This window comes from Chlorogloea sp. CCALA 695, from assembly GCF_003003885.1.
Taxonomy (GTDB): Bacteria; Cyanobacteriota; Cyanobacteriia; order Cyanobacteriales; family Chroococcidiopsidaceae; genus Aliterella.
In genome coordinates this window covers 91,856-111,388 of sequence record NZ_PVWN01000005.1, presented here as the reverse complement: position 1 = coordinate 111,388, position 19,533 = coordinate 91,856, and the positions used below count along the sequence as shown (strand labels likewise).

Annotated in this window: 15 protein-coding genes; 12 read left to right on the top strand and 3 right to left on the bottom strand. The window is 42.7% G+C overall.

The window, feature by feature from the left end:
- The first annotated feature begins 148 nt into the window (after nucleotides 1-148).
- The 12 genes from C7B70_RS04585 to C7B70_RS04530 all read left to right on the top strand — a co-directional run bounded on the left by C7B70_RS04585 (nucleotide 149) and on the right by C7B70_RS04530 (nucleotide 12,460).
- Nucleotides 149-1,918, top strand: coding sequence for a ribonuclease J (locus tag C7B70_RS04585; RefSeq protein WP_106367892.1), 1,770 nt, complete (start codon nucleotides 149-151; stop codon nucleotides 1,916-1,918).
- Nucleotides 1,919-2,181: 263 nt separating this feature from the next.
- Nucleotides 2,182-2,505, top strand: coding sequence for a Mo-dependent nitrogenase C-terminal domain-containing protein (locus C7B70_RS04580; RefSeq protein ID WP_106367891.1), 324 nt, complete (start codon nucleotides 2,182-2,184; stop codon nucleotides 2,503-2,505).
- Nucleotides 2,506-2,785: 280 nt separating this feature from the next.
- On the top strand, nucleotides 2,786-3,640 hold the full coding sequence (locus tag C7B70_RS04575) for a hypothetical protein (RefSeq protein ID WP_106367890.1): 855 nt from the start codon (nucleotides 2,786-2,788) through the stop codon (nucleotides 3,638-3,640).
- 88 nt (nucleotides 3,641-3,728) lie between these two features.
- Complete coding sequence (locus C7B70_RS04570) at nucleotides 3,729-3,902, top strand: 50S ribosomal protein L32 (RefSeq protein ID WP_106367924.1); 174 nt, start codon at nucleotides 3,729-3,731, stop codon at nucleotides 3,900-3,902.
- Between the two features lie 59 nt (nucleotides 3,903-3,961).
- Nucleotides 3,962-4,552, top strand: coding sequence for a sulfite oxidase-like oxidoreductase (locus tag C7B70_RS04565; RefSeq protein WP_106367889.1), 591 nt, complete (start codon nucleotides 3,962-3,964; stop codon nucleotides 4,550-4,552).
- Between the two features lie 314 nt (nucleotides 4,553-4,866).
- Entirely contained in the window at nucleotides 4,867-5,745 is an 879-nt protein-coding gene (locus C7B70_RS04560) for an STAS domain-containing protein (protein WP_106367888.1), read from the top strand.
- Nucleotides 5,746-5,761: 16 nt separating this feature from the next.
- Nucleotides 5,762-6,124 (top strand): STAS domain-containing protein, encoded by a 363-nt coding sequence (locus C7B70_RS04555; protein ID WP_106367887.1) that lies wholly within the window; start codon nucleotides 5,762-5,764, stop codon nucleotides 6,122-6,124.
- Between the two features lie 10 nt (nucleotides 6,125-6,134).
- The gene (locus C7B70_RS04550) at nucleotides 6,135-6,545 is read left to right on the top strand and encodes an anti-sigma regulatory factor (RefSeq protein ID WP_106367886.1); all 411 of its coding nucleotides are present in this window, start codon (nucleotides 6,135-6,137) and stop codon (nucleotides 6,543-6,545) included.
- 26 nt (nucleotides 6,546-6,571) lie between these two features.
- Entirely contained in the window at nucleotides 6,572-7,564 is a 993-nt protein-coding gene (locus C7B70_RS04545) for a SpoIIE family protein phosphatase (RefSeq protein WP_106367885.1), read from the top strand.
- Nucleotides 7,565-7,568: 4 nt separating this feature from the next.
- Complete coding sequence (locus C7B70_RS04540) at nucleotides 7,569-9,302, top strand: ATP-binding protein (RefSeq protein WP_106367884.1); 1,734 nt, start codon at nucleotides 7,569-7,571, stop codon at nucleotides 9,300-9,302.
- Between the two features lie 12 nt (nucleotides 9,303-9,314).
- Nucleotides 9,315-11,267 carry a response regulator gene (locus tag C7B70_RS04535; protein WP_106367883.1) on the top strand — a complete coding sequence of 651 codons (1,953 nt, stop codon included), beginning with the start codon at nucleotides 9,315-9,317 and terminating at the stop codon, nucleotides 11,265-11,267.
- 134 nt (nucleotides 11,268-11,401) lie between these two features.
- Nucleotides 11,402-12,460: a PEP-CTERM sorting domain-containing protein gene (locus C7B70_RS04530; protein ID WP_106367882.1), complete on the top strand. Its 1,059-nt coding sequence runs from the start codon at nucleotides 11,402-11,404 to the stop codon at nucleotides 12,458-12,460.
- Between the two features lie 62 nt (nucleotides 12,461-12,522).
- Here the strand turns inward: C7B70_RS04530 and pgmB are convergent, their stop codons facing one another.
- From pgmB to C7B70_RS04515, 3 genes are all read right to left on the bottom strand, one after another.
- Nucleotides 12,523-15,450, bottom strand: coding sequence for a beta-phosphoglucomutase (pgmB, locus tag C7B70_RS04525; RefSeq protein WP_106367881.1), 2,928 nt, complete (start codon nucleotides 15,448-15,450; stop codon nucleotides 12,523-12,525).
- Nucleotides 15,451-15,590: 140 nt separating this feature from the next.
- Nucleotides 15,591-17,840, bottom strand: coding sequence for an amylo-alpha-1,6-glucosidase (locus C7B70_RS04520; protein ID WP_106367880.1), 2,250 nt, complete (start codon nucleotides 17,838-17,840; stop codon nucleotides 15,591-15,593).
- Between the two features lie 403 nt (nucleotides 17,841-18,243).
- A complete protein-coding gene (locus C7B70_RS04515) occupies nucleotides 18,244-19,290 on the bottom strand; it encodes a glycosyltransferase family 4 protein (protein WP_106367879.1) in 1,047 nt (348 codons plus the stop codon).
- Nucleotides 19,291-19,533: the final 243 nt, after the last annotated feature.

Genomic DNA, 19,533 nt, shown 5'->3' with positions numbered 1-19,533 from the left:
ATATAAATACAATGAAGGTTTTAATCACCCTTTAATTGCAGAATATTTACATAAAAAATTTGCTAGAAACTTAGCTCCTTATGGGAAAAATGAAAAGTTCTACAGTTTTTATATTAAACACAATTAACCTATCGTTCAAAGGATTAACATGGCAAAAAATACATCACCAGTAGTAAAAATTATTCCCCTTGGCGGCTTGCATGAAATTGGTAAAAATACCTGCGTATTTGAGTGCAATGACGAAATAATTTTATTAGATGCGGGATTAGCTTTTCCCACTGATGGAATGCACGGAGTAAATATTGTGCTTCCTGATATGACTTATCTGCGCGACAATCGCCATAAAATAAAAGGCATGATTGTGACTCACGGACATGAGGATCATATTGGCGGGATAGCTTTTCACCTTAGACAGCTAGAAATTCCGGTAATTTATGGGCCAAGGTTAGCACTAGCAATGCTAGAAGGTAAACTTGAAGAAGCTGGAATGCGCGATCGCACAGAATTACGCAGTGTTAGACCTCGTGAGACAGTAAGGCTAGGTTCGCAATTTATTGTCGAATTTATCCGCAATACTCACTCTATTGCCGATAGTTATACCATTGCTTTGCACACACCCGCCGGGGTAATTGTCCATACTGGAGACTTCAAGTTTGACCATACTCCTGTTGATGGCGAATTTTTTGACATCCAGAGATTAGCAGAACACGGCGAAAAAGGTGTACTTTGTCTCCTTAGCGATTCGACAAATTCTGAAGTACCAGGATATACCGCCTCGGAGAGATCGGTATATCCAAACCTAGAACGGGTATTTAGTCAAGCTAAAGGACGAATTTTAATTACAACCTTTGCGTCTTCTGTCCACCGCATCAACATGATTTTGGATATAGCCAGAAAACAAAATCGCGTGGTAGGGATAGTAGGGCGCTCAATGCTAAACTTGATTGCTCACGCCCGTAACTTGGGTTATATCAAGTGCGAAGACAACTTACTGCAACCATTGCAAGCCTTGCGGAACTTACCGGAAGAAAAAGTATTGATTTTGACAACTGGTTCTCAAGGCGAACCATTGTCAGCCATGACCCGGATTTCTAACGGCGAACACCAGCAAATAAAAATTCGTCCCGGCGATACGGTGGTATTTTCGGCTAACCCGATTCCGGGAAACACCATTGCTGTTATGAATACTATTGACCGCTTAATGATGCAGGGTGCGAACGTTATTTACGGCAAAGACAAAGGATTGCACGTATCTGGTCATGGTTGCCAAGAAGACCAAAAATTGATGATCGGACTAACTAAGCCTAAGTTTTTCTTGCCTGTTCATGGCGAACATCGGATGCTACTTAAACACGCCCAAACCGCTCAAAGTACAGGCATTCCCGCCGAAAATATGTTGATTATCCAAAACGGCGACGTGATCGAAGTATCACAAGAGGCAATGCGCGTCACTGGGAAAGTGCCTGCGGGAATTGAACTTGTGGATATGTCACGCACGGGAATAGTGAGCGATCGCATCCTCAAGGAGCGGCAGCAATTGGCAGGAGAAGGAATTATTACCATTGCGGCGGCGGTAGACTGGCAAGGCAAACTAATGATGAAACCAGAAATTCACCTGCGCGGTGTAGTTTCGTCTATGGAGCGCCCGATGCTACAACAATGGGTGCAAGAGCGGATGGAAAGGGTATTAGGCGATCGCTGGTCGAGCTTTACGCAATCGGTCAATGGAGAACTTGTAGAAGTAGACTGGATAGGGGTACAAGTACAGCTAGAGAGAGAACTACAACGCCAAATTCGTCGAGAACTGCAAACCCAACCGACAGTTACTTTATTGCTACAATCTCCTGACGAACCCGTTAAAGCTTTAGATGGGAGAAGACGACGACGCACGACAGCGCCACAAATTGCCGCCTCTTAATATAGGCGACTCCTATTAGTTAGGCAGGGTGGGAAGAAGTTATCAGCTTCTTCCCACCCTGATTTTTTGCTGACTTTCCTGAGTGCATTTACGGAAATTAAAAATGTATAGCTAAAAAGTTCAGTGATGTCTCTAATTCCGAATCTAGGAGATTTTAGGCAAGATGATAAAGAATCAACTTTTCCTCTTTCTTGCGAAAAACTCGTTTGCAAACTGTAGATACTTTTAGAACACCCACCTTACCCAACTAAAGTAGAGACGTTATGAACTTATCACAACACACAACCCAAGACTTCCTTCTCAACAACTGGATGCTAGGCGAAAAAGTAAATTTTGATATTTTCTTAGCTTTACGTCAACGCCTAGACCGAATTCAAGTATCCAGCCCAAAACTAGCTCACCGTTTATGTCAACTAATTCCTGCTCAATGCCCCTTTGAACGCGATATTACAGTTTTTGGGCGCAAATTTCACATTCCCCCCATGTGCAAACTCAACCCACTGTACGAGGAAGTTGTCGCTTTACGTTTTCGGGCGCTATGCTTTTTGGCTGACGAATGCGGCGAAGATGTTACACCTTACTGCTAAAAACTTTTATTTGCTCCTCACTCTTGCCAAATTATGCCCTGACTGGGTTCTCAAATATTATTGATTTTTTTAGTATAAAATCCTGTTTTCTCTACGAGCTAATTAACAAAATAGGTTAAATATAAAATTTCCAGCCAAAATAACCGCTTTTTGAGCTTTTAATCTGATAAATATTTTTAAAAAATCTATCTATAGTTAACAATAACTAACAAAGTAATGTTAATACAGTTAGACATAAGCAATTAATTTCAAGTCACCAATTTAAGGAGCAATTGCAGTAATGAGGGTGATTTTTTGCCTGCAAGCCTCAAAAACCAAGCAGCACCAAAGTAAGGTTAAACCTACTTTTGGACAATGGCTGACGGAGGTAACTAAACTAACTGCCTTATCTTTAACACTTATAGGAGTTGGTTTTCTTTTTCAACCCACGGCGCAAGCTGAAACGGCTCGAATTGATGACATTACTATCGACCGCCAACCCGATGAAACCTACGATAGCCTAATTCAACGGGCAGAAACTGCCGCCCGAACTGCCCTTTTACAAGGATTTAACCGCAATTCGCAAATAACTGACGTTTCGGTAGTTATTTTAGGTCAAAATCAGGGTGTAATTGCCCCAGTTTTGGCTATAGGCTTAAGTCGCCCGCAATGGAGTGGCGGTAGTGATAAATTCACCTATTTCAATAGTGCGCGCAGCCTATTACGTTTAGAGGAACAACCCTTAGCTGTGGAGTCTACTGAAGGGGGAGAAGGAACCCCACCACCACCCCCCGGACAAAGACCAAACAATCCTGCGGGTAGTGCGAGAGAAATTATGAATAATGCCCCTGTTCAACCAGTAAATCCTTTCCCTAGCACGGCTCCACTTCCTGGGAGTCCGGCTTTAGTTCCGCGCCCTCAATCGCCCGGAATAACCCCTGTAACTTCTCCTGGAGATAATTTTAATGCTGCTCCATCCTCGGGGACTCCGGTAACTAATCCTACGCCGCGCCCTCAATCGCCCGGAATAACCCCTGTAACTTCTCCTGGGAATAATTTTAATACTGCACCAATCCCTGAAACTCCGGTAACTACTCCCACGCCGCAAAGCTTACCTCAAATAAATCCAGCCAATACTACCCCCAATCAACCTTGATATTTTTACCCTTAGCAGACTTGCTGGGGCAACATTTTTTGTGGAAGGGCTTATACTAGAAAGGTTGTCAAAAATTGTATTAGCTATTATGGCAGTTCCTAAGAAGAAAACATCAAAGTCAAAACGAGATAAGCGCAAAGCAACCTGGAAACATAAAGCAGTAGTAGAAGCGAGAAAAGCTCTGTCTTTAGGGAAATCAATTTTGAGCGGACGCTCTAAGTTTGTATACCCAACTAAGGAAGAAGACGAGACAGAAGAATAAACTTTGTCTTTAAAAGATTTTATTCCACAATAAAGTAGGAAGCTGAAGCAACTGAAATAATGCTAGGAAAATTTTTTAAAAAACCTAATGAGGAACAGAGCGATCGCGTTCCTCCCGGTCAATACTTAACTAAGGGGTTTCCGGTACTTACTTACGGGCAAACTCCCCAAGTCAGTATAGAAACTTGGCAATTTAAAGTTTGGGGTTTGGCAAAAGAGGTAACGTTTAGCTGGGCTGACTTTATGGCTTTACCCCAACAGCAGTTTACCGCCGATTTTCACTGCGTCACGCGCTGGTCTAAACTTGATGTCAAGTGGACAGGTATTAAAGTTACTGAGTTCATGAAATTGATTGAGGTAGACTCGAAAGCCGTTCATGTGATGGAACACTGTTACGGCGGTTATACTACCAATATTGCGATGTCTGACTTCTTGAGGGAAGAAAACTTTTTTGCCCATACAGTATTTGACGAACCTCTAAGCGCCGAACACGGCGGCCCAATGCGGCTAGTAGTTCCACACATTTATGCCTGGAAAAGCGCTAAATGGATTAATGGTTTAGAGTTTTTGGATAAAGAAGAATTAGGTTTTTGGGAACGCAATGGCTACAACAGTCGCGGCGAACCTTGGGCAGAAGAACGTTATAGTTGATAGTTGCAACAGACACAGACGAGAGTTTGTGTCTTTGTACTTTTAACGGGTGTCGCAAAAGTAGCTGACTTCCGCTTGGAGGTATTTCCCCTAATTATTAGTTTTGTCAGTCAACTAGGCAATATCAGCGTTGCTGAAATTATGATGATTTCTCCTTTCTGCAATCCTGTCTCTTCCTCATTCATACCGCATTGGGAATTGTTCATTAAAATTATTACCAATTACCAATTACCCATTACCCATTACCAATTCAGCAACGCCGCAATATCCTCTACACTTAAGCTGGGGAATTTGCGGCAAAGGTAGGAGCAGGTATGAGCAAAAATGGCGATCGCCATCTTCCAGAGATTCTCGCCAAGCATGAAACTATGCTGTTAAGTGAATGGTTAAAGGAACAACTATCGGCGGGAATCCGGCGCGATGATTTGATGCGCGAAAGCGAAATGCGCGATCAATCTGGAGAATTTCTGCGCTTGTTGCGAGATGCCAGCCAAGGTGGTAATTTAACTAATTTTCAAGCTTCCGAATGGAATAATATTAAAGCTCTGCTAGCTAGCATAACCCGTACTCGCGTCCAACAAGGCTTTAGCCCTTCTCAAGTAGCCTTATTTATTTTTTCTTTAAAAAAACCTTTGTTTAGCCTTCTGCGCCAAGAATGCGGAAGCGATGGCGAAATAGCCGCAGAAATTATGTCCGCCAATGACTTAATAGACAGATTAGGTTTGCTGACAACGGAGGCGTTTCAAAAAGCTCGTGAAGAAATTATTATCCGCCAGCAGCAAGAGATGTTGGAATTATCAACCCCTGTTGTTAAGTTGTGGGAGGGGATATTAGCTTTACCCCTTATTGGCACTCTGGACAGCGCTCGTACTCAAGTAGTGATGGAAAACTTGTTGCAGCGAATAGTCGAAACGGGAAGCGCGATCGCAATTATTGATATTACGGGCGTACCAACGGTTGATACTTTAGTGGCCCAGCACTTACTTAAAACTGTCGCCGCTACCCGCTTGATGGGTGCAGACTGCATCATTAGCGGTATTAGACCCCAAATTGCTCAAACTATCGTTCATTTGGGCGTAGATTTGACGGCTGTAATTACTAAAGCGACAATGGCAGATGCTTTTGAAGTTGCTCTAAAACGTAGTGGGTATGCGGTAACGTCTGCCGATTCGCGCCCTCAAAATCCTTTGTAACCCTTGGAGACTAAAGGTGGAACGCATACCTATATTGCAAATGGGCGGGTTTCTTTTGGTGACAATCCAAGTAGATATGCACGATCGCTTGGCGATGACTTTGCAAGACGATTTGACAAACCGGATCGTTGAATTGAATGCCAAAGGCGTATTAATTGACATTTCATCATTAGAAATTGTGGACTCATTTATCGGGCGCATACTCAGTAACATTGCCTCTATGTCGCGCCTACTTGATGCGGAAACGGTAGTAGTAGGAATGCAACCAGCAGTAGCAATTACGCTAGTAGAACTTGGGCTATCTCTGGAAGGTGTACGCACTGCTTTGAATGTCGAAAAAGGTATGGATTTGCTTTATTTGCTAGTAAATCGCGCCTGAAAGGAGGCAAATGGCAGCCCCCGAAGGACAAAAGCAGGAAATAGACATTTATTCTTCTAGTGATATTGTCTTAGTCAGAAAAATTGTCCGCACTTGGGCGGTGGAATTAGGTTTTAGTTTGGTAGATCAAACTAAAATTATTACCGCTTCTAGCGAACTTGCTCGTAATACCTTAACTTATGGCGGTGGGGGAACATTAACGCTAGAAGTAATTGAAGTCGGCTATCGTCAAGGTCTACGCTTAATTTTTAGCGATCAAGGAGCAGGAATTAGCGATATTGAATTGGCGCTCAAAGATGGCTATACAACCGGGGGAGGCTTAGGAATGGGTTTAAGCGGCACAAAACGGTTGATGAGCGAGTTTGAGATTAGTTCTCGTGTGGGCGAAGGAACTCAAGTTAAAATTATCAAATGGAAGTAAAACCAGGGATAGCGCGAAATAGCTAAATGATCCAAAATATCCTTATTCCTGTGGTAGAAAGTAGCCAAGTTGGAGAAGCGCGCCGCAAGGCTATGGACTTCGCCTCTCAATTAAATTTTAAAGAAACCGAGCGCGGTAGAGCGGGTATTGTTGTTACAGAAATTGCCGGAAATTTAATTAAACACGCCCAAGACGGTGAATTGCTGCTACGCTCCCTCCACGTTGGCGATCTTAACGGCTTAGAAATTTTGGCTTTAGATAAAGGTGCGGGGATGGAGAATGTGGGCGAGTGTCTCCGCGACGGCTTTTCGACGGGTGGAACTCCTGGGACAGGCTTAGGATCGATTTCTAGGTTGGCAGATTTTTTTGACATTTATTCTATCCCTGTAGGTACAGCAGTAATGGCGCACCTTTGGGCAACTCCACCGCCGAAAAATTTAGTCAGTTTAAAAATCGGTGCGGTGAATATTCCCTTAGCTAGTGAGCAAACTTGTGGCGACGCTTGGGCAGTAATTGAAACCGATACTGGGCGACAGTTGGTAGTTGTTGCTGATGGGTTAGGACATGGTGAACTAGCTTTTGAGGCATCTTCTGCGGCGATTAGAGTCGCTCAAGAAAATTCTCAATGTTCTCCTAAAGAGATTTTAGAATTGATGCACGGTTCAATGCGAAGTACGCGCGGTGCGGCAGTAGCGATCGCTCAACTTGACTTTAATCAACAATCTGTCCTTTTTGCGGGGGTAGGCAATATTGCCGCAAGTATCATCGCCCCCGAAAGTCGCAGCATGGTTTCTTACAATGGTATTGTGGGTTATCAAATTCACAAAATCAAAGAATTTACCTATCCTTTTCCCCCCGGCGCAACGCTAATTTTAAGCTCCGATGGCTTGGCTACGGGGTGGAGAATAGATCGCTATAACGGTTTAATTGTCAAACATCCAAGCTTGATTGCTGGAGTATTATATCGAGATTTTAAGCGCCTACGAGATGATGTTAGCGTCGTAGTAGTTAGGCAATAATGTTATGGATATTAGGCTTTTAACAGTGGAGGTGCGCTTTGAACAAGATGTAGTATTGGCAAGAGGGCGATCGCGTCAAATTGCTAGTTTGCTCGGTTTTGACTTGCAATCTCAAACGCGCATAGCTACGGCGGTATCAGAAATTTCTCGCAATGCCTTTCAGTATGGCGGTGGTGGGAGAGTTGAATTTATAGTTCAAGATGCGGCGTTACTAATTAAAGTTAGCGACAAAGGTGGGGGAATTAAAGATGTGGAGGCAATTTTAGCTGGGCGCTATACTTCTACGACAGGGATGGGATTAGGGATTGTCGGCGCAAAACGATTGATGGATAAGTTTGTAATTGAATCCGTCGTTAATGAAACTACGGTAACGCTAACCAAATTCCTACCCAAACAAACACCGATAACTCCAGAAATTTTACAGAAAATTGCTCAAGAATTAGCCCAGAAAACTCCAGAAAATTTATACCAAGAAGTACAGCAGCAAAATCAAGAGCTTTTACGCACTATGGAGGAGTTGCAAAGCAGGTCAAGTGAACTTGCGCGTCTAAATAGTCAACTAGAAGATACAAATCGCGGTGTAGTAACTCTTTATGCCGAATTAGATGATCGCGCGGAGTCTTGGCAAAAAGCCAGCGAAATGAAAACTCGTTTTTTATCAAACATGAGTCATGAATTTCGTACTCCTTTAAATGCAATTCTCAGCCTTTCTCAGCTACTTTTAGAGCGGTTAGATGGGGAGTTAAATTCGGAGCAAGAAAAACAAGTAAATTTTATTCGCACTTCGGCGCTAGGGCTTTCGGAATTAGTCAACGATTTATTAGATATAGCCAAAGTTGAAGCGGGTAAAGTAACTATTCGTCCCCAGCAATTTGAAGTCAGCGATTTATTTAATGCTTTAAAAGGCATACTACGCCCCATACTTAATCAATCGGAGGTTAATCTAGTTTTTGATCAACCCCAAAACTTGCCGATGTATACTGATGAAGGTAAAGTTTCGCAAATTTTAAGAAATTTGATTTCTAATGCCCTAAAATTTACTCCTAAAGGCGAAATACGTGTTAGTGCTTTGAAACAAGAGCGCACGATAGTTTTTACTGTTGCTGATACGGGAATTGGCATTGCACCTAACAATCTAGAACTTATTTTTGAAGAATTTGTCCAAATTGAAAACCCCTTGCAAAGTCAATTTAAAGGAACGGGTTTAGGTTTGCCACTTTGCCGTCAACTAGCGCAGTTACTCGGAGGTAATATCTCTGTAGAGAGTAAATTAGAAGTAGGCTCTATTTTTACAGTTACTTTGCCCTGCGTTTATGCGGAAGAAAAGGAAACCGTATCACCACAAACGCCGATTAAAGTTTTGATAATTGATGATGAGCAAATCTCTCGCTATTTGCTCAAAGAACTACTAAAAAGTCTCACTATCAAGGTGACGGAAGCAATTAATGGTAGTGAAGGCGTGATTAAAGCTATCTTAGAGCAGCCGCAGGTAATCTTTTTAGATTTAGTGATGCCCGAATTGAGCGGATTTGAGGTTTTAGAGCAATTAAAAGCTAATCCCACAACTAAGCACATTCCGGTAATTATTCATACTTCAAAGCAACTAGAGCCAGAAGAACGCGATCGCTTAATTAATGCTCAGGTCGTGGCAATATTATCTAAAGACCTAGAGCGCCCGGATGCTGAGGCAATAATCCGTCAAGTATTGCTTAAAGCCGGACTCCATTTAAATATATAAGCACAAGCAACTATGCCTAAGCAGCAACCAATAAGTATTTTGCACGTAGACGATGATGAGGCTAATCGTTACGTTCATACGCGGATGCTTCAAAGGGCAGGATTTAATGTTATTGAAGCAAGTACAGGGGCGCAAGCCTTGCAGCTAGTCGCAGAAATTAAGCCAGATTTAATTGTGCTAGATGTCAAACTTCCTGATATTCATGGGTTTGAAGTGTGCCGAAAAATTAAAAACGATCCCGCTACCGCTTCAATTCCCGTGCTGCATTTATCCGCTAGTTTTATCCAAATGGAAGATAAAGCCGAAGCTTTAGAAGGTGGCGCAGACGGCTATCTAACTCAACCTGTAGAATCGCGGGAATTGATTGCTACAGTTAATGCTTTGCTACGGATGCGTCAAGCGGAGGAAACGGCGATTTGTTCGGCGACGCAATGGCAAATAACCTTTGACTCTATTTCTGACGGGGTTTGCTTGCTCGATCAAGCCAAAATAGTCCGTTGCAATCAAGCAATGGCAAATATTTTAGGGAAGTCGGCTCAAGAAATTATTGGTTGTAGCTGCAGCGAGTTATGGCAAGATGTGGGCAATGAAGCGATGGGCGAGTTTTTGGGCGATCGCCTCGGTCTTACCCGTCGCCAAAGTCAAGAAATCAAAATCAATCAACGCTGGTTTGAAGTCAAAGTTGATCCAATTTTAAGTAAAAGTGGCGTTACAGGTACAGTCCAAATTTTTACCGATATTACCGAGCGTACCGAGCTATTGCAACGCGAACAAGCCGCCCGCGAACAAGCTGAGGCTAATAGCCGCATGAAAGACGAATTTTTGGCGATTGTGTCCCACGAACTGCGATCGCCCTTAAATGCGATCCTGGGCTGGGCTAGGCTCATGCGGACACGAAAACTAGAAGATTCGGTACGAGATCGGGCAATAGAAACTATCGAGCGTAATGCTTTGTTGCAAGTCCAAATGATTGAGGATTTGCTAGATATTTCCCGAATTATTCGCGGGACAATTCGATTAACTGCTCGTCCCATTCAATTAAAAGTTCCGATTGAAGCAGCAATTGAAACAGTATTACTAGCGGCACAAGCAAAAAAAATTCAAATAGTAACCAATTTTGAGCCAACAATTGGTATGGTATCGGCAGATAGCGATCGCACTCAACAAGTAATTTGGAATTTGCTATCAAATGCCATCAAGTTTACCCCTTCTGGTGGCACTATCGAAGTGCGATTATCGGTGATTCCTCCCGTCGCCCAAATTCAGATAATTGATACAGGCTGCGGGATTAGTGCCGAATTTCTGCCCCATGTATTTGACCGCTTTCGTCAAGCTGATGCTTCAATGACGCGCTCTTATGGCGGTTTAGGATTAGGGCTTGCGATCGCCCGTCAATTAGTAGAACTGCACGGCGGGACGTTGCAAGCTCAAAGTAAAGGGGAAGGACAAGGATCGACTTTTACAATCGAAATACCTTTGATAAGTGAGCAATTAGAAAATATAGAAAACCCAATCGCGCAGACAAGTCAGGAAATTAACTCTAATTACTTACCTTTAGATAACTTACCTCAGCTTCAGAGGCTGCAAGTTTTGGTAGTCGATGATGAAGACGATAATCGCGAAATTATTGCTTTGGCATTGCAAAAGTACAACGTTAAAGTAATAACTGCCAATTGTGCAAAGGCGGCGATGGAAATAGTTACCCAAGAGAATTTAGATGCGATCATTAGTGATATTGGAATGCCTGACGAAGACGGGTATAAATTAATTAAAAAAATTAGAGATTGGGAAATTAGCCAAGGACTAAAACCAATAGGGGCGATCGCGCTCACAGCTTACGCTAGAGATGAAGACCGTCAGCGCGCGATTTCTAATGGTTTTCAAATGCACCTATCTAAACCCATTGAACCCCACAAGTTAGCCTTAGCTATTAGTCAATTAACTGGGCTTACTGCTAATTATTGATTTTAAAAATATCTATTTTCAAGTTCATTTACAAAAATATTTAACGATGATAATTTCTCTAAGAGTGCATCATTTTAATTCAGAAAATAATTTGACAGGTATAGACTTTAACCATCAATTTTAGGAACATTCAAATGCACAGTAATATTGCTAAATATTCCCTGGCGATGACTATTTTTGCCGCAATTAGCGCAGCTACTATACCTGCTCAAGCAGCATTGCTTGTAAGTAGCAGTGGTGATAACTCCATCAAACAGTATGACGAAATAACAGGTGTATATATCCGAGATTTTGTCACGGCTGGTAGTGGTGGGTTGTTGGCTCCTCAAGACTTAGCTTTAGGGCTAAATGGTAATCTATTTGTTGTTAGCGGTGGAGACTCTACTGTTAAAGAGTATAGCGGCACAACAGGGGAATATATTGGCAATTTTGTGTCTTTCGAGCAACCTAGTTCTCTTACTGGCTTGAGCTTTGCCGCCGATGGTAGCTTGTTTATAACTACCAATCGTATTCCTGGCTTTGAAATAGACAACTTCCAGACAAGCGGCATTTTGCAGTACGACGGAAATACAGGGGAATTGCTTAGTAGCATCTATACTGGTGTCCCAGCTTTTAACCCAGCACCTATTGATGTAGCTGTAGGGGGGTCAAGTAACAATATATTTTTCAGTGAAAGTACCAATCGTTTTAATCCTGGTGGGATTCGAGAGTACGATCCAACAATAAGCGATTTCACGCAATTGAGTGTTAGTCCTCATCCATTGAGTACCCTACCCTTTAAGCCACAAGGTCTTGCCTTAGAAGACAACAAACTCTTTTTTACTAACGGGAGAGAAGTTGGTTTAATCGACTTGACAACTAATACGAGCGATTCCTTTTTTGTTGACACAAGTAGCGGCGGTTTAAACTCTGCAATCGGCTTGACTGTTGGAGAGGATGGTAATCTATACGTTAGTAATTCTTTAACTAACAGTATCAAAAAGTACGATGGTGATACTGGGAATTATTTGGGAGATTTTGTTACATCTGGTAGTGGCGGTTTATCTAGTCCTACTTACCTCACCACTGCCAATGTTCCTGTTCCCGAACCTTCTTCTGTGTTAGGTATAGCAGCACTTGGTGGTTTATTTGTATGTAGTGCTTTGCAGCGTAAGGCAAACCGCCGCAAACAACTAAATTTATTGCAAAAATAAGCTTCGATCTCGCAATACCCACCAAGACCTTAGTAGTTTTGGTGGGTATTTCACTATTATTATTAGCTAACCGCCATTGGTAAGCAAATAATTTTAGTTTTTTCAATCGCCGCTAATAAATCACTCCAAGAGGAGTTAGCCAAGCTATCGCGGATAACGTGGGCGGCGGCAAATCTTTCTACAGGGCCCAGTCCTACAACCCACATTCCCGCCGCTAAACCAGCTTCAACACCCGCCGCCGCATCTTCTACTACTACGCATTCTGAGGAGTCTAATCCTAACTGCATTGCAGCATGAAGAAACACATCAGGGGCGGGTTTGTGGCGATCAACACTGTAACCATCACTAATAGCGGCAATGCGATCGCTTATCCCCAATAATTTTGTTACTAAATGAGCATTTTTGCTAGACGATCCGATCGCTATTTTAATCCCTGCTGCTTGTAATTCCTCTAACAAAGGCAATACTCCAGGCAATAAATCCGCCGGACTCAAATCTTGAATAAAGGCTTCATAATAGCTATTTTTCCGTGCCATCATTGCTTGAATGTCAGCTTCAGGAATAGAAACATCGCCCAGTAAATGCAGTAAAGAATCACGCCTTGCCAAACCGCGCATTGCCTCATTAGCTTGGCGATCAAAAGCAATCCCTTCCTCATCCGCCAACTGTTTCCAACCTCGGTAGTGATACTCAGAAGTGTCTGTTAACACTCCATCCAAGTCAAAAATCACACCTTTAATTGGTAATTTTGCAACAGTTACCGCTACATCAATTAGGCTCGATTCTTCACTGTTATTAATGTTTGTCACTTTTACCTCTGTAATTCCGTCGGTACTTGTTAAGTCAAACTCATAACATTGTTGTTGCCAGTGCAGCTTAAAATTTAAGCGTGTCCAACTAGGGGGTAAATGGGGAGTATCGATAATTGGCCCAGTTTCAGTTAAACGCACTCCCGCAAAACCAAAGATTACCGCCTGCCAAGTACCACCCGTAGACGCGGCGTGAATCCCTTCGTCAGCGTTGCCACGCACATCTTTAAGGTCTACCAATGCTGCACGCATAAAATGCTCGTAGGCTTCGGCGCACAGGTCTAAGTCACAAGCTAAAATAGCGTGAATTGCGGGGCCCAACGAAGATCCATAGGTATGATCGGTGCGATCGCTGTAATAATCCCAATTAGTCCGCAGTAGGGCAAGGTCTTCTCGATTTGCCAATGGAGTTTTTAAAGGCAGTTGGCGCAGTAAGTACAACAACATCAACACATCGGGCTGCTTGAGAATTTGCCGTTGACCCGTAGCTTCAATTCCCAAAAGTGCTTGCATTGAGGTATTTCGCCCTTCATACTGGGACAAATCTACATCGATTAAATCAAAGAATCCATCGCATTGTTCAATTAATCCAGTTTCAGGATTGTGCGGTACAAGCAAATGTTGCGCTACGTGATGCCATCTTTCTAAGCGTTGGGGAGTAAGATTTAGTTTTAGCTCAAGTTCTGTTGCTTTGGATGGATAGTTTGTTTGCAGCCAATCTAATACAGCTACAGCAGTTTCCATATGCCACTGAACCATACGGTTAGTAAAGGCATTATTGTCTACGTGTTCGTGGTTTTCATCGGGGCCAATCACATCGCTAATTTCGTAACAATTGCGAAGCTCATTCCATTCAACCCGGCTACTCCAAAATACCGCAGTATCAAGGATAATTTCGGCTCCTTGTTGTTGCATCCAATCGCGATCGCCTGTTGCTTGCCAATACTGCCAAACTCCGTAAGCGACATCGGTTGTAATGTGCAATTCAATATCACCGCACCAAATCCGTACTAGGTTGCCATCGGGGCCTGTTACCCATCGGGGGGTTACTTCATCCCCTGTACTGGCACTTTCCCAAGGATACATCGCGCCTTCGTACCCAGCTTCAGTAGCTTTACGTCTTGCGCCATCTAAGTTGTGGTAACGGTAAGATAGCAAGTTTTTCGCTACTTGGGGTTGAGTAAAAGTTAGGAAAGGGACAAGGAATATTTCTGTATCCCAAAATACGTGACCGCGATAAGCGTAGCCAGATAGAGTTTTAGCTGGAATACTTACTCTGTCATCGTGTCGGGGTGCAGCGATTAAAAGTTGAAATAAGTTGTAACGAATAGCTAATTGAGCCGTGAAGTCGCCTTCAATTACAACATCGCAATCGTGCCATAATTCATCCCATACTGCTCCATGAGCAGCTAGAAGGGTTGCATAGCTCTTAAAACTTGCTAAATGCTGCGAAGCTATTAGAGCAGGCTCCGAAACCTGCCTTGAAGTAAAGACTGTAACTATCTTTTCTAAAGTAGTAGTTTGTCCTTTTTGGGCGGTAAATTTGGCTTGTAAGTTGGCTGCTATCTCTGTATTAGCTTCGCAAATTAGTTTTGTCGCTATACCTAGTTCAATCCCAGACTTTAAACAGCGCAGTTGTACCCAATCACTATTACGCACGACTCCGACCTTTAATAACTCCCAGTGTTTTACGCCTTGGTTGTCAGGGTAAGTGCTGAGACTAGCATTTACTTCGATTATCCCAGTAAAATCTATGGGCGTAACAGAGCATCGCAGTATCAACAAATGCTCGTCTGCCATGCTTGCTAGGCGTTCAAAGTGCAACTTGACTGTATTGCCTGCGGGACTACGCCACAGCACGTAACGGCTTAATATGCCCCAATGCAAGTCTAATTTGCGGGAGTATTCCAATACTTCGCCTTGAGCTAGGCTAAAAACTTCCCCAGCGATCGCAATTTGTAATTGTAGCCAGTCAGGACAATTTACTAATTCTGTATAAACTACCGGAACATCATCATACACGCCATGAATAAATGTTGTAGCGTTTGCGCCGGGATAGCCTTCTTCAAAAGTGCCGCGAGTTGCTAAGTAGCCATTCCCAATCGTAAACAGCGTTTCTTTATGGTGTAATTCGGCAGGCAAAAATTCTGTTTCAATGACGTTCCAAGCGTTTCTATCCATCACTTGCTTATCTCACAACCGTAATTTTTTTAGTGCGTGAATTGCTTTACCTAGCATTCCCTCGAAGCTAAACTATTTGGCTATTGTTGCGAAAACTTTACAAAACGCAGCAAAGTAGGTTTTAAGATTTTCACCTATACCTATGCTTCAATGACTACGCGCAGATTTCCGCGTTTTCTCGCAACCCGACAAGCGGTAGTGCGACCAGAACGTTCAAATTCTAAGTCAAGGATTGTATTCCCAACGCGCAAGTTATGTAACGACAACTGATTAATCGATTCTGGTAGCGCCGGATCGATAATTCGCAAACAGTTATTTGCAGCATCCGGCACTAAATTTACCATCATATGCAACAACTGAAAGATACTTCCAGTTGCCCACGCTTGCGGAGTACAGGCAACAGGGTACTGTACGGGGGTATTGTTGCCATTACGCTGGTAGCCGCAAAACAATTCTGGGGGACGCTGGTAAGATTGGGTCAAAGTCATGTCTAGCAAGCCTTGAGATACTTCTAAAGCTTGTTCGGCAAGTCCCAAACTTCGCAATCCCATCGCAATTATAGAATTATCGTGGGGCCAGACAGATCCGATATGATAGCCCATCGGGTTGTAGGCTGGAGACAAACTACTTAATGTCCGAATCCCCCAGCCGTTGAACATATCCGGCGCTCGGAGTCTTTCGGCGACACTACTTGCGCGCTCAGTAGTAAGAATACCCAAATGTAAACAGTGACCGGGATTTGATGTAATACTATCTACTTGATTTCCTTCGCCATCTAAAGCCAAAGCACAAAAATGTTGATCTTCCATCCAGAAGTCACGGTTAAATCGGGATTTAAGTTCTCTAGCTTCTTCTAACCAGCGATCGCTTAAGTCAATCCGCTTTTTCATGCGGGCAATTTCTGCTAACCTAATTTTGGCAGCATAGGTATAACCTTGCACCTCAGATAGGATAATTGGCCCAGTTGCAAGTTCGCCTTTACGGTTGACAATACAGTCTCCAGAATCTTTCCAGCCTTGATTAGCAAGTCCGCGCCGCGATTTGCAGATATAGCCAAGATAGCCAGTTGCCTTACTATTGCGATCAATCCAATCCATTGCGGCAATTGCATTTACCCATAACCTATCTAAGGTTTCTTTGTCGTAAGTCCAGGCGTAATACTCGGCGTACAGCATCAACCACAAAGGAGTAGCATCAATAGTTCCGTAGTAAGGGGTATGGGGAATTTCTTGACAACGCGCCATTTCTCCTTGGCGCAACTCGTGAAGAATTTTACCAGGTTCTTCTTCGCGCCACTCATCTTCTACTTTGCCTTGGTAGAGTGCTAACAGGGTTAAAGTTTCTTTGGCAATTTGCGGGTTCAGCATCAAAGTCTGAGAAGCAGTAATCAACGAATCTCTGCCAAACAATGTTGAATACCAAGGTACTCCGGCAGCTACAGTTTTATGTTTGCCAAAGGTTTGACGCAACAAATATAAGTCTTGTTCGGCTCTGTCAATTACGCGGTTAAAAGTTGCTTTATCGGAGCGTATTTGCGTAATTTGTTCGCCCCAGTGCTGTTCTTCTGAACATTCCGCCGCTTTAGCTTGTTTTAGAGTCGAAGGAGCGTTGGTAATTGTCGATGCGGAGCCATTATTTAGCAGCACTTGCAATCGATAACCCAACTTTTGCGTTTCGTGGGAACCTAGCTCAATTTGCCACAACGCTGTATAACCTTTAAATTTATCTGGGGTGCGATGCTGAAACTCAATAACTGATTGCATCAAAGATTTGTCTAACCCTTGGTAAGCAAGCCTTAACGATTCTGGGTGGCGCGGCGTGTCTTCTTCAGTGTTTGAGGCAAATTCTCTTAATAATTTTCCTTGTTTTTCCCGGTGAGTGCCTCTAATTTCAAATAAATCAACAAAATCAGAGTTGAAACTAATACTAATTTCAAAGCTGACAGGGATTGTACTGTAATTTGAAACTTCTATTTCTTCAAACAACGCTCCACTAACAGCAATTTCGCGGCGAATTCCTAGAGTGTCTGGTTTTAAACGATCTTCGATGTGCGGATTTGTACAGAGAATTGATAGCAAAAATCCTTTTTCGGCGGTACTGCTGAGTAATACCGGACTTCTTCCTTCTATTTGCAACTCTAACCGACTTAAAAATCTAGTATCGTTGCAAAATAGCCCCATACTAGCGGTGCGATCGTCCATCAAACAGCCCGAAATATTACCTAGAGTATCTGTAACTAAAAATATATCGTCATCTTTAATTGTCAGTGTTGGCTGCGGTCGTTCGCTGATTACACAAGGCCACTCGGTAATTGGTGCGTCTTGAGCCGGGATAAAGGCGATGCCATCAACAATAATTTTGTCTGGTGTTGCGATCGTTTCTGCTGTCATTGTCAAGATTTCTGCTTTCTAGGGTTAGTTTGTTTTCTTGCTGCCAAAGATGGATCTTCGCTGTACATTATTAACCGCTTGACTATAAGTAAAAATACTTGTTTTTCCTGACAAGTGCCAAGTTAAAGGATAGTTACTTTTTAAATATAAAGTGATAAATCTATATTTTTGTTCATGACGAAAGTTTAAGTCTTTGAGTCTGGTCTGCGGGTTCTGACTTAATTTTTACTATGTACTCAGGTTTTTACTCTACTTTAATCCCTGTTGCTAAATTAAGGCTCATAAACTATTGTAAATATCTTTAATATTTATACACAACCCGTTAAATTTTTTTCTATTGAAATTAGAAGGATTACAAGGATTTTGGGCGATCGCAAAATCCTTGTAGAAATACACGCAAACGTTAGTTTTTATCGCGTTTAGAGGCAATTAGCGCCATGTCATAAGCTCTGAGATACTGATCGGTCATCGATTCAACACTAAAATTGTTGACTACATAGTCTCGACAAGTTTGGCGATCTAGCTTACCAGCTAAAGGGACAGCTTCAACCATCTTTTCGATAGAATGACAGACAAAACCTGTCTTTTCATGGGCAATAACTTCAGGAACAGAACCCAACGCCATCCCAATTACAGGAGTTCCTGTCGCCATAGATTCAATCATTACTAGCCCAAAAGGTTCGCGCCAAGTAATCGGAAACAAAGTTGCCGTAGCACCGCTTAAAAGCGCAACTTTTTCATCGTGGGAAACTTCGCCCAAATACTGAATTTGCTCCCCATCAATGTGCGATTCTAACTGCTCTGAGTAAAAAGCACGATCCACAGCATCAATTTTACCAGCCATTTTCAACGGCAATCCACTAGCACGAGCAATTTCAATTGCTTGCAACGGCCCTTTTTCTGGAGAAAGCCGACCAACAAAAGCAAGATAAGTAGGTTGGGTAGGGGTAGCACAAAAAGGATAAGCCTTAGTATCAATACCGTTGTAAACCGTATGGATATAGTTTAAGCCTAGGCGGGGTTCTCTTTGTGCCTCGCTAATACTAATGTAAGGCTGCCATGCAAACTGACGAAACATTTTTTCGTTGTCGGGGGTAAAAATTCCGTGCATGGTGTGAACGGTGGGAGTTTTAACCAAGCTGCTATAAGGAAGCCCCGCACAGCCAACATGAGAATGAATAATATCAAAATGATGTGCTTGTCTGTAAACATCATGCAGCATCATTTGTTCGTAAAGCCCTGGCTCTTTGATACTAGGATCGAGCCTAAGAGCTTGGTTGTGTACTGATTTGAGTTTGGCTGTAGTAATAGAGTCACCAGAAGCAAACAAAGTAACTTCATGACCTCGGCGGACTAATTCATCGCTAAGTAAGCTGACAATTAGTTCTATACCGCCGTAGCGGAAAGGGGGAACGCGCTCCCACAATGGAGCAATTTGAGCAATTTTCATATTTTAATAGCGGCAAAAAGTAGCAAAACGCAGGGTAAAAATCCTCGCTTGCGATCGCACAAAAGCAGGTATAGGAAAAACATCTTTAATAAAGCACTTCCTTAAAGAAGATATAACATTGACAGGTACGGCAAATGTAGAATTTATATCAAATTTGAGAAACTTTAGCCGACTTAATAAAGCAAAAGACTTAACGCTTCTTCGGTAAGATAAGTAAAGAAGATTATTAGTGGTGGTCTAAGG

Bases quoted from the DNA above. Each gene is read 5' to 3' on its own strand.
- C7B70_RS04585 (WP_106367892.1), top strand. From the start codon at position 149: ATGGCAAAAAATACATCACCAGTAGTAAAAATTATTCCCCTTGGCGGC.
- C7B70_RS04580 (WP_106367891.1), top strand. From the start codon at position 2,182: ATGAACTTATCACAACACACAACCCAAGACTTCCTTCTCAACAACTGG.
- C7B70_RS04575 (WP_106367890.1), top strand. From the start codon at position 2,786: ATGAGGGTGATTTTTTGCCTGCAAGCCTCAAAAACCAAGCAGCACCAA.
- C7B70_RS04570 (WP_106367924.1), top strand. From the start codon at position 3,729: ATGGCAGTTCCTAAGAAGAAAACATCAAAGTCAAAACGAGATAAGCGC.
- C7B70_RS04565 (WP_106367889.1), top strand. From the start codon at position 3,962: ATGCTAGGAAAATTTTTTAAAAAACCTAATGAGGAACAGAGCGATCGC.
- C7B70_RS04560 (WP_106367888.1), top strand. From the start codon at position 4,867: ATGAGCAAAAATGGCGATCGCCATCTTCCAGAGATTCTCGCCAAGCAT.
- C7B70_RS04550 (WP_106367886.1), top strand. From the start codon at position 6,135: ATGGCAGCCCCCGAAGGACAAAAGCAGGAAATAGACATTTATTCTTCT.
- C7B70_RS04545 (WP_106367885.1), top strand. From the start codon at position 6,572: ATGATCCAAAATATCCTTATTCCTGTGGTAGAAAGTAGCCAAGTTGGA.
- C7B70_RS04540 (WP_106367884.1), top strand. From the start codon at position 7,569: ATGGATATTAGGCTTTTAACAGTGGAGGTGCGCTTTGAACAAGATGTA.
- C7B70_RS04535 (WP_106367883.1), top strand. From the start codon at position 9,315: ATGCCTAAGCAGCAACCAATAAGTATTTTGCACGTAGACGATGATGAG.
- C7B70_RS04530 (WP_106367882.1), top strand. From the start codon at position 11,402: ATGCACAGTAATATTGCTAAATATTCCCTGGCGATGACTATTTTTGCC.
- pgmB (WP_106367881.1), bottom strand. From the start codon at position 15,450: ATGGATAGAAACGCTTGGAACGTCATTGAAACAGAATTTTTGCCTGCC.
- C7B70_RS04520 (WP_106367880.1), bottom strand. From the start codon at position 17,840: ATGACAGCAGAAACGATCGCAACACCAGACAAAATTATTGTTGATGGC.
- C7B70_RS04515 (WP_106367879.1), bottom strand. From the start codon at position 19,290: ATGAAAATTGCTCAAATTGCTCCATTGTGGGAGCGCGTTCCCCCTTTC.